This window comes from Microbacterium paraoxydans (assembly GCF_900105335.1).
Taxonomy (GTDB): Bacteria; Actinomycetota; Actinomycetes; order Actinomycetales; family Microbacteriaceae; genus Microbacterium; species Microbacterium paraoxydans.
In genome coordinates this window covers 1,953,006-1,967,909 of sequence record NZ_LT629770.1, presented here as the reverse complement: position 1 = coordinate 1,967,909, position 14,904 = coordinate 1,953,006, and the positions used below count along the sequence as shown (strand labels likewise).

At 70.3% G+C, this 14,904-nt stretch carries 12 protein-coding genes; 2 read left to right on the top strand and 10 right to left on the bottom strand.

The genetic code is table 11. The features are described 5' to 3' along the window. Positions 1–65 precede the first annotated feature (65 nt). A complete protein-coding gene (locus BLU02_RS09840) occupies positions 66–1,829 on the bottom strand; it encodes an alkaline phosphatase family protein (protein ID WP_060921342.1) in 1,764 nt (587 codons plus the stop codon). 122 nt (positions 1,830–1,951) lie between these two features. Here BLU02_RS09840 and BLU02_RS09835 point away from each other — a divergent pair, with 122 nt between their 5' ends. After that, positions 1,952–2,761 (top strand): PrsW family glutamic-type intramembrane protease, encoded by an 810-nt coding sequence (locus BLU02_RS09835; RefSeq protein WP_157547042.1) that lies wholly within the window; start codon positions 1,952–1,954, stop codon positions 2,759–2,761. A gap of 106 nt (positions 2,762–2,867) precedes the next feature. Here BLU02_RS09835 and BLU02_RS09830 read toward each other — a convergent pair whose 3' ends face one another. From BLU02_RS09830 to BLU02_RS09790, 9 genes are all read right to left on the bottom strand, one after another. Continuing rightward, entirely contained in the window at positions 2,868–3,911 is a 1,044-nt protein-coding gene (locus BLU02_RS09830) for an ABC transporter ATP-binding protein (protein WP_060921344.1), read from the bottom strand. Further along, positions 3,911–4,711 carry an ABC transporter permease gene (locus BLU02_RS09825; RefSeq protein WP_231919543.1) on the bottom strand — a complete coding sequence of 267 codons (801 nt, stop codon included), beginning with the start codon at positions 4,709–4,711 and terminating at the stop codon, positions 3,911–3,913. Before BLU02_RS09825 ends, BLU02_RS09830 begins: the two co-directional genes overlap by 1 nt. 2 nt (positions 4,712–4,713) lie before the next feature. Then, complete coding sequence (locus tag BLU02_RS09820) at positions 4,714–5,541, bottom strand: ABC transporter permease (RefSeq protein ID WP_060921346.1); 828 nt, start codon at positions 5,539–5,541, stop codon at positions 4,714–4,716. Then, positions 5,538–6,620, bottom strand: a complete 1,083-nt coding sequence (locus BLU02_RS09815) for an ABC transporter substrate-binding protein (RefSeq protein ID WP_060921347.1) — start codon at positions 6,618–6,620, stop codon at positions 5,538–5,540. The genes BLU02_RS09820 and BLU02_RS09815 overlap by 4 nt, the downstream gene beginning before the upstream one ends. Positions 6,621–6,662: 42 nt before the next feature. After that, complete coding sequence (locus BLU02_RS09810; protein ID WP_025102846.1) at positions 6,663–7,133, bottom strand: DUF3830 family protein; 471 nt, start codon at positions 7,131–7,133, stop codon at positions 6,663–6,665. Beyond that, a complete protein-coding gene (locus BLU02_RS09805) occupies positions 7,130–7,888 on the bottom strand; it encodes a gamma-glutamyl-gamma-aminobutyrate hydrolase family protein (RefSeq protein ID WP_060921348.1) in 759 nt (252 codons plus the stop codon). Before BLU02_RS09805 ends, BLU02_RS09810 begins: the two co-directional genes overlap by 4 nt. Continuing rightward, on the bottom strand, positions 7,885–9,375 hold the full coding sequence (locus BLU02_RS09800) for an aldehyde dehydrogenase family protein (protein ID WP_060921349.1): 1,491 nt from the start codon (positions 9,373–9,375) through the stop codon (positions 7,885–7,887). The genes BLU02_RS09805 and BLU02_RS09800 overlap by 4 nt, the downstream gene beginning before the upstream one ends. Before the next feature lie 115 nt (positions 9,376–9,490). Beyond that, positions 9,491–10,516 (bottom strand): Lrp/AsnC family transcriptional regulator, encoded by a 1,026-nt coding sequence (locus tag BLU02_RS09795; protein ID WP_060921350.1) that lies wholly within the window; start codon positions 10,514–10,516, stop codon positions 9,491–9,493. 142 nt (positions 10,517–10,658) lie between these two features. Beyond that, entirely contained in the window at positions 10,659–13,220 is a 2,562-nt protein-coding gene (locus tag BLU02_RS09790; RefSeq protein WP_060921351.1) for a purple acid phosphatase family protein, read from the bottom strand. Between the two features lie 243 nt (positions 13,221–13,463). Here BLU02_RS09790 and BLU02_RS09785 point away from each other — a divergent pair, with 243 nt between their 5' ends. Continuing rightward, a complete protein-coding gene (locus BLU02_RS09785; RefSeq protein ID WP_060921352.1) occupies positions 13,464–14,891 on the top strand; it encodes a CCA tRNA nucleotidyltransferase in 1,428 nt (475 codons plus the stop codon). Positions 14,892–14,904 lie beyond the last annotated feature (13 nt).

The window sequence follows — 14,904 nt, the reverse complement described above, 5'->3', positions numbered from 1 at the left end:
CGCAGAATCGCACCGAGGTCGCGGGCATTCCCGGAGACTCTGCGACCTCGTGCGGAAGTGCGCTGTCAGAGCGGAGGGCCGAACAGCTCCTCGCCGTGCTCGTGGAGGAGCCGGTACGCGTCGGCGAAGGTCTCCGGTTCCTTCTCGCCCGCCGCGCCGTAGCGGGCGAGGAGGAGCCCGAGCAGCCCCCGGGCGGGAGGCGTGAGCGGCTTGAGGTGATCGGCCTCGTTCGGCTGCGGGGTGCCGTCTTCGGGGTTCGGCGGCGTGTACGCGGGTGTGGTGACGGGCCAGTCGGCCGGGTGCCGCGGCTTGTCGAGGTTCACGACGTTGAGCAGCGTGTTGGCCGACTGATCGCGGTCGTTCAGCGGCTCCAGGCCGTGCAGGCGTGACAGCGTGACCGTGACCGACCCGTGGTGCATCTCGTCGTGGACGATCGTGCCCCGCCGCGTGTACGCCGACACCGCGATCGCCGGGACGCGACAACCGAGCCGGTCGAACGTGAAGCCCATCTCCCCGGCACCGGTGTCCTTCGTGGGTTTCGTGGCCGCGGGCGGAGGCACGTGGTCGTAACAGCCCCCGTGCTCGTCGAAGGTGATGAGCAACAGGGTGTTCACGGCGTTCGAGCCGCCGGGCGTCGCGCTCGTGCGCACGGCCTCGTAGACGTCGTGGATGAGCCGGTCGCCCGCCCGCACATCGGAGATGGCGCTGTCGAACACGGGTTCGCCGTCGACCACGCTCTCCCGCGGCTTCCCGAACGGCGGATGGAAGTCGTTGTGGTCGTAGACCATCCGGGGCTCGATGAACGCGTAGGCCGGGAGGGTGCCGTTCTTCGCGTCGGCGTAGAAGTCCTCCATCGTGCCGAAATGATCCGTGCGCCAGTACTTCTCGAGCACCGCCGCATGCAGCATCCCCGTGAAGGAGACCAGCTGGAGCTCGTCGATGTAGATCCGCCAGCTCACCTTGCGGTCTTCCAGGCGGTTGAACACCGTCGGTGCGGCCGGGGCGTCGAGCCACTTCCGGTAGCCGCCGCCACCCTGATTCGTCACGAAGCCGTGCGAGGTCGAGGCGTGGAAGAAGGAGCGGTTGCAGAAGGTCTGGGAGGGCACTCCGGCGTACCAGTGGTCGAACACGGCGAACTCGGCGGCGAGGGTGGAGAGCACCGGGAGCATCTCCGGCGAGAACGAGCCCATGATGTGCCGCGCTTCGTCCAGGCTCGGCTCCTTCCCGTCGCGCAGTCGGCGGAAGTTGATGATGTAGTCCTCGAGGAAACCGGACATCGTCGCCTTCTCGCCGTGGGTGGGGGCGTTGAAGGGCGTGGTCATCTCGTCGACGAACAGGTCCGCGTTGGTCTTCGGATCGACGGTGCCGAAGATCTGCGTGTTGACGTGCGGGTACTCCTCACCCGGGTCCGGATCGGGGAGGCTCATGATGCGGTCCGTGTCGCCCCGGTAGACGTGCGCCTCCACCACCGTGCCGTCCGGGGCGGTGTTGCTGTGGGTGCCGAATGCGAGACCTTCGAAGGTCTCGCCCGCCGGCAGCGTCTCGGCCGTGTAGAGGTAGCCGAGGAGGTTGTCGAAGGAGCGGTTCTCGCCCATCACCACGACCATGTGATCGAAGCCGGGCTCCGAGCGGGGCGTGAGTGCGGCGAACGGATCCGGGTCATCGGCGAAGCCGTCCCGGCCGCCGGCTCCGGCGACGGAGGCTCCGATCGCCGCCCCTCCCGCGCCCCCGATAACCGCTCCCGCCAGGGCGGCACCGCCCACGGCGAAGAATCCGCGCCGTGAGGGGTCGCGGGGAGAGGCGTCGGAGGGGGTGTCGTCGTCGACCATGCCGCGATCCTACGGCCGGGCGAGCCCACTCAGCATTCCGGTATCCCAGGAATGTCGCGGAACGGGTCTGGAAGGATCGGGGAGTGCATTCCGCGGTCGTCCCCTCCGAAACCGTCCCGTTCGTGGCTCGCCGCCCCGTGGTGCTCGCCGCCTTCCTCCTCCCGCTGGCACTCGCGATCGTGCTGTTCACGATCGAAACCGGCCCCGTCTTCCTCCTGTGTCTCGCCGCCGTTCTGCCCGCGGCGGCCGTGACGATGTTCGCCGCCCGCTGGACCGCTCCGCGGCGTGCGCGGTCATGGGCGTCGTCCCTGCTCGCCGTGGCCTGGGGCGCCGGTGCCGCCGTGCTCCTCGCGGCCGCGATCGGCGCGTGGTCGTCCGAGCAGGCGATCTATGTCGACGACCAGGGCATCGTGCGTGAGGCGGTCCCCACGATGTGGGTGCTGACGCCCATCCTGGAGGAGATCGGAAAGGGTCTCGGCGTGCTGCTCGTCCTTCTGCTCGCACGACGCCTCGGCCTGCGCGGCGTGCTCTTCGGCGCGATGGTCGGCGCACTGGTCGGCGTGGGCTTCGCAGCCGTGGAGGACGCCTCCGCGATCGCGGCGGAGATCGCGGCGAACGATCCCGGCTCCGGCATCGCGACCTGGATCGTCCGCACCCTGACGTTCCCCACCCATGCCGCGCTCACCATCTGGACCGGGGCGGCGCTCGGTCTCGCTCTCGACGCCCGGCGCGCCTGGTCGCGCCCGCTCCTCGCGCTCGCCGGACTCCTGGTGGCGATCGCGGCCCACGGCGCGATCAACTACGGGAACGTGGCCGGCGCCACCGATCAGGCCTCGTTCTTCATGGCCCTGGGCACGGCCTTCGGCTGGATCGTGGTGTCGACGGTCCTCGCCGTGACCCTCCGCCTCGTGCTGACCCGTCGCCGGGTCTGAGCCGCCCGGACGGGGCACAGCTTCGGAGATTGCCGCCGACACGCGGTCGTGCGGGGTGGCCGCACGGCGTGTCGGGGCTGGTCTCCGAAGCTGTGCGCGGGGTGGTTCAGGCGGCGGGGATCCAGAGGACGGCGCCGTCGCGCCAGCCGAGACCGGCCGCGCCCTCGGGGAGCGGGTCCTCGTGCCGCGGACGGACCACGCGGAGGCGGCGCCCGGCGAGCTCGACGATGTAGACGACGTCGGCGCCGCGGTAGACGTGCGCGATCACCTCGACCGGGACGGGGGCACCCGGACCCACCGCGGGCGACAGATGCAGATCCTCCTGCCGGAGCACGACCTCGCCCGAGCCGTCCGGCCCGGCGCCCGTGAGCGGGACCTGCACGGCGGTGCCGTCGAGGGTCGCGATCGCGCCGGAGCGCGTGGCGGGAAGGAGGTTCGCGGCACCGATGAAGTCGGCGGCGAAGGTGGTGAGCGGGGCGCTGTACAGCTCCGCCGGCGCGCCCTCCTGTTCGATGATCCCGCCGTTCATGAGCACGATGCGGTCGGAGAGGCTCATCGCCTCCTCCTGGTCGTGCGTGACGAACACCGTCGTGAGACCGAGCGTTCGGTGCAGTTCCTTGAGCTCGACCTGCATGTCCTCGCGCAGACGCGCATCGAGGTTCGACAGCGGCTCGTCGAGCAGGAGCACGCGCGGCTCGAACGCGATGGCGCGGGCCAGGGCGACGCGCTGCTGCTGTCCGCCGGAGAGCTGCGCGGGCATGCGATCGGCGAGGTGGCCCATCTGCACACGCTCCAACGCCCGGACGGCGAGCTCCTTCTGCTCGGCCTTCGACTTCTCGCCCGACATCCGCAGCCCGAAGCGCACGTTCTCGGCGACGCTCATGTGCGGGAAGAGCGCGTAGCTCTGGAACATCATGCCGAGGTGACGCTTCTCGGGCGGCAGCTTCGTGACGTCCTGCCCCGCGATCTCGATCGTGCCGCTCGTGGGCGACTCGAGCCCGGCGATGCAGCGGAGGAGCGTCGTCTTCCCGCAGCCCGACGGGCCCAGGAGCGAGACGAACTCGCCGGACCGCATCGAGAGGTCGATGCCCTTGAGCACCTTCGTCCCCTTGAAGTCCTTGGTGAGTGCAGTGATGGTGAGCGTTGTCATCAGACGAACAACCTTCCCAGGCCGATGATGCGTTCGAGGACGATCATGAGGACGACGGTGAGCAGGACCATCAGGGTCGAGACGGCGGCCACGGTGGGCGACGTGCTGAACTCCAGCTGGCCGTAGATGGCGATGGGCAGGGTCTCCAGCTGCGGGGTGCGCAGGAAGAGGGCGATGACCGCATCGTCGAACGAGATGTTGAAGGCGAAGAACGCTCCGGCCGCGATGCCGGGGCGGGCGATGGGCAGCACCACGAGGCGGTAGCGGTTCCAGGTGCCGGCGCCGAGGGTGCGCGCGGCCTCCTCGGTGAAGTGGTCGGCACGGGTCATCACGCCGGTCACGGTGCGCATGACGTAGGGGATCGCGATGACGACATGGATCGCGATGAGCACGCCCACATTCGGGGAGCCGATCGTGAGCGAGGCGATGGAGAGGGCGCCGATCGCGAGGATGATCGTGGGGATCGTCAGCGGCGACATCAGCAGCGCCTGGATCGCCGCGCCTCCCGGAACGCGGAACCGCGTCAGCGCGAGGGCCGCCGCGGTGCCGATGGAGGCGGCGAGGATCGCGACCGACACACCCACCACGAGGCTCAGGCGGAACGGCTCCAGGTAGGTGTCGGAGGTGAGCGCCTCCACGTACCAGTCGAGCGTGAAGCCCTGTCCGGGGAACGTGAGGAAGCGGTTCTCTCCCACCGAGGCGCCGGCGACGACGAGCAACGGGACGAGCATGTAGAGCGTCACGATGACGCCGAGGAGGATCGCGAGGATACGGCCGAGGATCGGGACGGAACGGACCATGGTCACACCTTCTGCTTCCCGAGCCGGGACGTGGCCGCGAGCACGAGCATCACGCCCGCGAACAGCAGCACGGCCTGCGCCGCCGCGAACGCCCAGTCGAGGTTGGTGGTCGCGTCGACGTAGATCGTCTGTGCGAACACGGGGATCTGCGAGCCGCCGATGAAGCGGGGGGTGATGAAGGAGCTCACCGAGAGCACGAACACCAGGGAGGCGCCGGCGACGATGCCGGGCACCGACAGCGGCAGCACGACGTGCCGTAGCGTGCGCCAGAATCCGGCGCCGAGGGTGCGGGAGGCCTCCTCCAGCTGCGGACGGATGCCGGAGATGACGCCGAGGATGCTGAGCACGGCGAACGGCAGCAGCACCTGCACCATCGCGATCACGACGCCGGTCTCGGTACCGAGGAATCCCTGCGTGCCGCCGACGAGGAACTCCGCGCCGGGGATCTGCATCATCAGGCCGGACGGCCCCATGAGCACCACCCAGCCGAAGGTGCGGACGACGACGCTCGTCATCAGCGGCAGGATCACCACGATGAGGAGGAAGGAGCGCACCTTCGAGCCGGCGCGCGCCATGATGTACGACAGCGGGACGGCGATGACGAGGGTGATCACCGTCTGGATCACCCCCAGGCGGAGCGATCGCAGGGCCGCCTGGAGGTGATACTCGCTCGCGAACAAGCGAGTGAAGTTGTCGAGGGTGAACCCGCCTGCCGGCGATTGCACGCTCATGAGCAGCATGCCGGCCACCGGGGTGACGAAGGCGAGCGCGAGCAGCACGATCGCCGGCAGGAGCAGGAGCCAGGGCTCCTTACGGGTTCGGACGCTCATTTGGTGATCAGCGCATTCCACTCATCGGTCCACGCCTGACGCGACGCGGCGATGTCTCCCGGGGCGTAGACCACGACGTCGTCGAGCTCGTCGCCGGTGAGCACGGCCTCGGCCGCCTCGTCCGACAGCTCGGCCTTCGTGTTGACGGGGGAGTAGCGCATGTTCTCCGCGAAGACGGCCTGCGCTTCGGGGCGCAGCTCATAGTCGATGAAGAGCGTGGCCAGCTCGGGGTTGTCCCGGCCCTCGACGACGTTCGCCGTGATGAGCGACGCGGTGGCGCCCTCCTCCGGGACGATGAACTCGACGGGGAGACCCGCGTCCTGCAGGGTGCCTGCGTAGTCCATCGCGTACGGGGCCAGCCAGGTGCCGCGCTGGGCGAAGGCGGTCTGCAGGTCCGGCGAGGTGGGGACGACGATCGCGTCGCCCGAGGACGCCAGCGCTCCGAGGTCGGCGATGGCCGCGGACGGGTCCTCGATGCCACCCCCGAGCGCATCGGCCACCCGGAGCATCGACAGCACCCCGTAGGTGTTCGAGAAGTCCGTCAGGGCGACGTGACCGGCGTAGGCGCCGTCGAAGAGGTCTTCCCAGGACGTCGGCGCCGGGGCGTCCGCCTCGGTGTTGTAGACGAGCCCGATGGGCGCGAGCTGGATGACCGGACCCTCGCCGCGCTCGAGGCCGGCGGTCGCGATGTCGATGAGGTCTCCCGACGCAGACAGGTCGTCGGCGGCGATCGGGGCGATGAGGCCCTGCTCCGCGGCGGTGAACTCCTGTCCGCCGGAGAAGTGCACGACATCGATCTGCGGGCTCGCCTTCTGGGCGGTGACCTGGGCGAGGGCATCGGCGCTGTACAGGGTGATCAGCTCGACCTTCGCTCCGGTCTCCTCCTCGAACGGGTCGACGACGGCCTCGATGAAGGCCTTCTCCCAGTCTCCGCCGAACGACGTGACGACCAGGGTCTCGCCGGCGAACTCCTTGTCACCACCGGACGAGGACTCGCCGTCGCCGGACGCGCAGCCGGCGAGGACGAGGGCACCGGTGGCGACGAGCGCGCCGGCGGTGAGGATTCTGCGGGTGTTCATGCACTGCTCCTTCGGGATGGGTCCAGCACGGGGGGTGGACGCCTAGACCAGGCGTCCGATGGTGAGCTGCTTCGCTCCGTCGATGCGGATCGCGGCGCTCTCCTGAGCGAACTCCGCGAGTCCTTCGGTGATGCCGGCCCAGATGTTGACGGGTGTCCATCCGAGGGGGCCGAGAATACGGGCACCACGATCGTAGAAGACTCCGATCTCGTACCACTCGAACGGCAGTCCGCCCATCTGCATGGGGCGCTGCCAGTACCACTGCAGGTCACCCGGTGCGGGCACGACCTGCTGGTTCTCCGCGGGCACGGCTTCGGGGTCGAAGTTCTGGGCCTCCTCGGGAAGGCCGACCATGACCTCGGGTCCGGCGTACATCGCGTGCATCGCCTGCATGGTGACCGGCTTCTCCAGCGCGCCCCACATCGCCTCGCACGTGCGAGGGGCGAGGTCCTCGAACAGGGTGGCGACGGCGCGGACGCCGTTCTCGTACTCGAGGAAGACCTGCTTGGTCATCGTGTTCCTTTCTGGCCAGCGGACGGTTCCGCTGCGCGTTCACGGGCGGCCGCGACGAACGCCGCGAACAGCGGGCGCTCCTCGGCGGCCTCTTCGGGGGCTGTCATCTTCTCGGGGTGCCACTGCACCGCCCAGAAGGCCCAGTCGTCGCCCGCCTCGACGGCTTCGACGATGCCGTCGGGAGCCCAGGCGACGGGGCGAAGCCCGGGGGCCGGGGTGTCGACGGACTGGTGATGGATGGTGTTGACGGTCCTCGTCGTCGTCCCGTAGAGCGCGGCGAGCCTGCTGTCCTCCGCGAACGCGACGGCGTGCCGGGCGGAGAGCTGCTCGTCTGCTCCTCGCACCGGGTGATGGTCGGCCGTGGCGGGGATGTCGACGATGAGGGAGCCGCCGAACGCGACGGTGCAGACCTGGAGCCCGCGGCAGATCGCCAGCACCGGCAGGCCTCGTTCCCGGGCGCCGAGGGCGAGCGCGATCTCGTAGCCGTCGCGGGCCGAGTCGTACGACTTCCCGTCCTGGGGCTCGGCGCCGTAGTGCGAGGGGTGCAGATCCTCCCCGCCGGAGAGCACCAGTCCGTCGAGCCGATCGAGGACCTCGTCGACACCGGCGGTCGGCGGCAGCAGCACGACGGCGCCGCCGGCGGCCTCGATCGGCGTGGCGTATTCGGTGCCGAGGCTGTGCGCGGGGCGGCCCGTGCCGAGGTCGGTGTCGATGGCGCGGCGCCAGGTGGTGATGCCGATGAGCGGGCGGGTCACGACAGCTCGATCCACGTGGTCTTCAGGTCGGTGAACTTCTCCATCGCGTGCAGACTCTTGTCGCGTCCGAAGCCGGAGCCCTTGACCCCGCCGAAGGGGATGGTCATGTCGCCCTCCTCGAAGCAGTTGACCCAGACGACACCCGCGCGCAGCCGCCGGGAGAGGGTGTGCACGGCGTTGAGGTCGGTGCTCCACAGCGCGGCGGCGAGGCCGTACTCGGTGCCGTTGGCGATGGCGAGGGCGTCGTCGACGTCGTCGTACGCGATGACCGACAGCACGGGGCCGAAGACCTCGCGCTGCGCCACCTCGTGCGCGGGGGTCACGCCGAGCACGACCGGGGCGAAGTAGCTGCCGCCGTCGACGGCGGAGAACCGCTCGGCGCTCCCGGCCGCGAGCTCGGCGCCCTCGGCCGCCGCGCGCTCGACGAACCCGGCGATCCCGGCGAGCTGCTTCTCGCTGACGATCGCCCCCATCGACGTGGACACGTCGAACGGGTCTGCGGGAAGGCTCGTGCGGGCGACCTCGGCGGCGATCTCCAGGGCCCTGTCGTACTGCGCGCGGGGGACGAGCAGCCGGGACGAGGCCGTGCATATCTGCCCCTGGTTGTAGAAGCAGCCGTCGGCCGTGGCCCGGACCGCCCGCTCCAGATCGGCGTCCGGCAGCACGAGGCTCGCCGTCTTGCCGCCGAGCTCCGGCCACACGCGCTTGCCGTTCGACGCGGCGGCGTAGCCGAGGAACCGGCGGCCGACCTCGGGCGAGCCGGTGAACGTGACGACGTCGACGTCAGGGTGCTCGCCGAGTGCGCGGCCGGCGACCTGGCCGGCGCCGGGGGTGACGTTCAGCACGCCGGCCGGGATGCCGGCCTCGTGGGCGAGCTCGGCCAGGCGCAGGGCCGAGAAGGTGGTGTGCTCGGCGGGTTTGAGGACGACGCTGTTGCCGACGGCGAGAGCGGGGGCGAGCTTCCAGGCCGTCATCGTGAGCGGGAAGTTCCACGGCACGACCGCGGCGACGACGCCGGCCGGTTCGCGGGTGACGAGCGCGAGGCTGTTCGGGGCGGTGACGGGGAGCTCGTCGAGCACCTTGTCTGCGGCCTCGCCGTACCACCGGAAGCAGTTCACGACCGCGCGGAGTTCGGTCTGCAGCGCCTCGCGCACGGGCTTGCCCATCTCGAGGGAGATGGTGAGGGCGAGTTCTTCGGCGTTGTCGTGGATCTTCTGCGCGAAGGCGATCAGCAGCTGGCCGCGTTCGCGGGGGGCGATGCGCGACCAGACGCCCGCGTCGAACGCGGCACGGGCGGAGCGGACCGCGCGGTCGATGTCGGCGGCGGAGGCGGCCGCGATCGGGGGCAGAGCCCGGCCGTCCCGGGGGCTGATCGGTGCGAGGGGCTCGGCGGTCCCGTCCTCCCAGGAGCCGTCGATGAACATGCGGGTGTGCAGCGACAGTGCCGCCGCGCGGTCCGCCCAGTCGTCTCCAGTTGCCGTGAACACGATCGTCCTCTCCAGGGGTGAAGGCCCTGGAAGGGATACTCGCTCTATTTCGCCATCACGTCAAGGCAATGCGAACGATCTCGCCATTTCTTTACACGTCCGTAACAGAATCGGCCTACAAGCGGATGGCTCCCGTCGGCATGTCCTGCGCCAGCGCCGCCGGCGCCTCGTCCACGATCAGCGACCCGCGCAGCACCGGAGTGATGACGACGAGCGACTCCACGACCTCCAGCCCGTCGTGGCCAGCGACCGCGGGACCGGTGAGGAACTCGTAGAACTCGTCCGCGTCGCGCACGAGTACGTTCATGAGGAGCTGCGACGTGCCCGTCGTCGCGACGATGAACTTCACCTCGGGGGCGGCGGCGAGGGCGGATCCCACCTTCTCCAGCCGATCCATCGGCACCCGCAGCCACACGAGTGCCTCCAGCCCGAGGCCGAAGAGGCTCGGGACGATCTCCGTGCGAGGGTGCATGAGCCCGCGGCGGTTGAGGGATTCCATCCGTCGACGCGTCGTGGTGACGTTCAGTCCGAGCGCGCGGGCGAGCTGCGCCACGGGCATCCGTCCGTCGTTCAGCAGGAGCCGGATCAGCGCTTCCTCGTCCTCGCTCAAGGCGTCCGCCGGGTCGACCTCGGATCCCGAGGACTCGTCCAGCATGCGCACCTGTTCGTCGGACAGCACCCCCACCCGCCAGTCGTGCCCGGAGCGGAAGAACTTCAGCACCGTGGTGACGTTGATCGACGCGATGCCCTCCACCTCGGGGAAGTCGGTGAAGAGCAGCTCGCGGATCGATGCGTCGTCGTGCGGGAGGAGCATGCCGGCGATGTCGCTGCTGCCCTCGAGGACCGACACGGACGACGCATCGGCACGACGGGCGAGGGTGCGGGCGACGTGCCAGAGCGCATGCGGTTCGGTCGTTATCCGGAACAGGACGGCGCGCGCATGGAGCACGCGCGCGGGGTCGACGTAGGTCGAGACGCGCACGAGCCCGCGGTCCAGGAGACGCTGTCCGCGGCGGGCGACCGTCCGCTCCGGGAGGTCGACCACGCGGGCGATCTCGCCCCAGGACGCGCGGCCGTTCACCTGCAGGGCCGCCGCGACGATCCGATCGGTCTCATCGGCCAGGGCATCGTTCGCGGGCACGGGTTCTCCTTCGCGGGTCGGGCACGTGAAGGTTATCCCAGACCCGGAAGGGACCGGTGCACGGTCCGAGGCGAGAGCCGGGGGAGACGGCACGGGCGCCGCCGGAGGACCGGTGGCGCCCGTGGAGGGACAGACGACCGGGTTACCCGGCTTCCGTCGTCTCGACCACCGCTGTCGCACGGCGGCGACGCAGGGCGAACAGGCCGAGGCCGGCGGCGAGCAGCACGATGGCCCCGATGACGAACGGCATGCTGTCGGCACCGGTCGTCGCGAGGTCGCCGTCGGTCGCGCCACCCGAGTCGCTCTCATCGGGGACGACCGCTCCGCCCCCGGCCGCCGCGGTGACGGTGAGGGAGGCCGTCACCTCCGTGCCGTCGGGGAGGATCACGGCGAGGGTGTGCGTGCCGGCCGGGGTGCCGGCGGGGATGGTGACGGTGCGCGAGAACGTGCCGTCGGTCGCGACCGTGACCGTACCGAGCGAGACCGGATCGGATCGCAGCTCGAGCGCGAGTTCGGCGCCGGCCGCGAAGCCGCTTCCCGACACCGCGAGCGTGCCGCCGGCCGCAACCGAGGACGCGCCCAGTCCGACCGTCGCGGGCTTCTCCGGCTCCGGCTCCTCCGTGACCGGCGGGGTGACACCGGCCTCGGTGACCCACTTCTCACCCGCGTCGGACTTCGTCACGGTGAACGTGTCGTAGACGGCGCCGACGGGGAGGTCGGTCGTGGCGTCCGGCTGCTTCTCGGCGAGGTACGACCGGTAGACGAGCTGGTTCTTCGAGACGTCGATCACCTGGTACGTCGTCACGCCCTGACCGCGCAGCACCTGGGTGGCGCCGTTGTTGGTCCAGACGTTCTTCTCCGGGGTCTCCAGGTCGTAATGCTTCGCGCCGGAGTTCGACACGACGTAGACCGGGCCCGTCGTGAGACCGGGGGTCTCGGTCGCATCCGTGTTCACGTAGCCGCGGGCGTACGTGTGGTCGTGGCCCATGAGCACGAGGTCGATGTCGTTGCGCTGGAAGACGGGCAGCCACTCGGCGCGGAGCACCGGCTCGTCACGACCGGCCGAGGCCGAGAAGACCGGCTGGTGGAACGTGACGACGTTCCACTTCGACGGGCTGTTCTGCAGCAGCAGGTCGAGCCAGGCGGCCTGGAAGCGCGTCCACAGGGTGCCGATCTGCGACGACGGGCACTCCGCGCCCGTGCAGGACGGGAGCCCCGCCGGGGTGAGGAAGGTCGTATCGCGGGTCGCGTTCAGGGTGATGAAACGAACGCCCTGGTAGTCGGTGTAGTACGCGGTCTCGGCGGCGAACGAGCTCCAGTGGTCGAAGAACGCGCGGTACTGCTGCGCGACCTCGGAGTCGCCCTTCGCGAGGTTCGCGAGTTCGCCGATGGAGCTCGTCGACGGGTTGTTGTGCGGGTACTCGAACGCGGCCTTCCAGGCCGTGAGCAGCTTGTCGCCGGAATACTCGTGGTTGCCCGGAGCGGCCATCACGTTGGTGCGCACGGCGGAGTCCTTCATGCCCTTGAACCAGTTGACCCACTCGTTCTCGTTGCTGGAGGTGTTGATCAGGTCGCCCGCGTGGACGGAGCCGATCGAGCGAGGAGCCTGCGCCTCGGCCTGCTTCACGACGCTCGGCCAGGTGGTGTCGAGACCGATCTGGGCGTCGCCGTAGTAGATGAACTGGAAGTCGCTCGCCTTCGGGTCCGCCGTGCGGAACTCGTACCAGTCGCTCCAGCTCCCGGGGAGACCCACCCGGTAGCGGTAGGCGGTGGCGGGGGCGAGGTCGGTGACCGTGACCGAGAAGTGCTTGTTCGGGTTGCCGTTCACCACACCGGCGTCGTATGCGTCGACCGTGCGGGTGGCACCACCGGTCGCGAGGCCGATCTCGACCTGGCCGACCGTGTGCGAGGCGTCACCGGCGAGCCAGGAGAACGACTGCGACACCTCCGGCTTCTCGGTCGGGGTGAGGATGACGCGGGTCGGCGGGGCGACCACGGGCGTGCCGGGGTCGGAGGCCTTCACGAGGGTGAGCGACGACATGTCGAAGTAGATGTCGGAGCTCGACGCGCGGTCCTGGAACAGCGACACGGCGATCGTGTTCGTGCCGTCGCGGAGCAGGTCGCCCTCGGCGCTGAACGTGCTGGTGAGCGGGTCGCCGTTGGAGTCGCCGGCGTACTCGACGTTTGTCGTGTCGGTGATCCGGCCGTCGACGTAGCGGGCCACCTCTTCGCCGTTGATCCACACGATGAGCGCGTCGTCGAAGGTGACGGTGCTCTGCAGGGCGGCGACCTGGTCGGCGACCCCGGCCTCCAACTCGAATGTCGTGCGGAAGAAGTACGTCGGCACCGTCGGCGCCGCCGAGCCGTCGAGGTAGTGGTTGAGGAGCGTCTTCGGGGTGTGCGGCCCGACGGGGGCGAGCGCCCCGCTCTTGGCGCCGAACGAGCCGGGTGCGGTCTTCCACGCGCTGTCATCGTAGGCGGGCAGGGTCCAGTCGCGCAGCGCGGCCGGGGCGGGGGACGGGTCGGAGCCGTCGTCGAGGTAGTGCCAGGGCGTGTCGCCGGTGACGAGCGATCCGGTCGGCACCTCGGGGTCGGGCGCGGCGAGGGCCGCGGGGGCGACGACGGCGCCGCCGAGCACGGCGAGCAGCGCGACGGACGTCAGTCCGCGACGCCGCCACCGCACCGCAGGGGTGGGGGAGGTCATGTCTGTCCTTCGTGGGTGGGTGTCCGTGCTCAGCCGCACGGGGCGTCCCCAGCCCAGCGGAGCCGGATGACGGAGGTCTGACATCGAGGCGACGGGGAGGTGAACGGGGCGCAGGCGGGCACAGCTTCGGAGATCGCCCGTGACACGCCGGGGGTACCGGCTCGGAGCCGGCGCGTCGGCCGGAAGCTCCGAAGTCGTGCCCGGGCCGGGAGGGGTGGAAAGCGGGCCGGTACGCTGGAACCCATGCTCAACATGGCCGACGGCCTCGCCCGTCTCGGCGCGCTCGCCGAGAATCCCGTCGTCCGCACCCTCGCGGAGGCCTTCGACGAAGCCGGTTTCGAGCTGGCCGTCGTCGGCGGTCCGGTGCGCGATGCGCTGCTCGGCCGCGAGACGCACGACCTGGACTTCACGACGAGCGCCTCGCCGGACGAGATCCTCGCGATCGTGAAGCCGGTCGCCTCCGCGCACTGGGACATCGGCCGGGCCTTCGGGACCATCGGCGCCCGGGTGCGGGGCGAGCAGGTCGAGATTACGACCTATCGCGCCGACAGCTACGACGGCGTAACGCGCAAGCCCACGGTGGAGTTCGGCGACTCGATCGACGGCGACCTCGTCCGCCGCGACTTCACGGTCAACGCGATGGCCCTCCAGGTGCCCGCGGTGAAGCTCGTCGACCCGACCGGCGGGGTCGAGGACCTCGTGGCGGGCGTGCTGCGGACACCGACGGACCCCCGGGTGTCGTTCGGCGACGACCCGCTCCGGATGCTGCGTGCCGCCCGGTTCAGCGCGCAGCTCGGCTTCACGGTCGAGGAGGACACGGAGCGGGCGATCACCGAGCTCCGCGAGACCCTGAAGATCGTGAGCCCGGAGCGCGTGCAGTCCGAGCTCGTGCGCCTCATGCAGACCGACGACCCCGTCCGCGGCATCCGGGTGCTGGTCGAGACCGGACTCATCGAGGAGTTCCTCCCCGAGGTCAGCGCCCTCAAGCTCGAGGTCGACGAGCACCACCACCACAAGGACGTCTACGAGCACTCCCTCACGGTGCTCAGTCAGGCCATCGCGCTCGAGCACGCCAGGAACCCCGGGGCCGCGCCGGACGTGCCGCTGCGGATCGCGGCTCTGCTCCACGACATCGGCAAGCCCCGCACGCGCAAGCTCGAGCCTGGCGGCGCGGTGACCTTCCACCACCACGACGTCGTCGGCGCCCGGATGGCCCGCAAGCGGCTGCAGGCCCTGCGCTTCGACTCGGCGACCACGGATGCCGTCGCGACCCTGATCGAGCTGCATCTGCGGTTCTTCGGCTATGCGGAGGGGGCGTGGACGGATGCCGCCGTGCGCCGCTACGTCCGCGATGCCGGGGACCTGCTGGAGCGCCTGCACATCCTCACCCGCGCCGACGTCACCACGCGGAACAAGCGCAAGGCCGCCCGGCTCGCCGCCGCCTACGACGACATCGAGTCCCGGATCGCGGCGCTCCGCGAGCAGGAGGAGCTCGACGCGATCCGTCCTGAGCTCGACGGCAACCGCATCCAGGAGGTCCTCGGCATCTCTCCGGGCCGGGAGGTCGGCGAGGCGTACCGCTTCCTCCTCGATCTGCGCCTCGATGAGGGCGTGCTGGGCGAGGACGTCGCGGAGCAGCGTCTCCGGGAGTGGTGGGCTTCGCGCGGCTGACTCCTGCCGACCC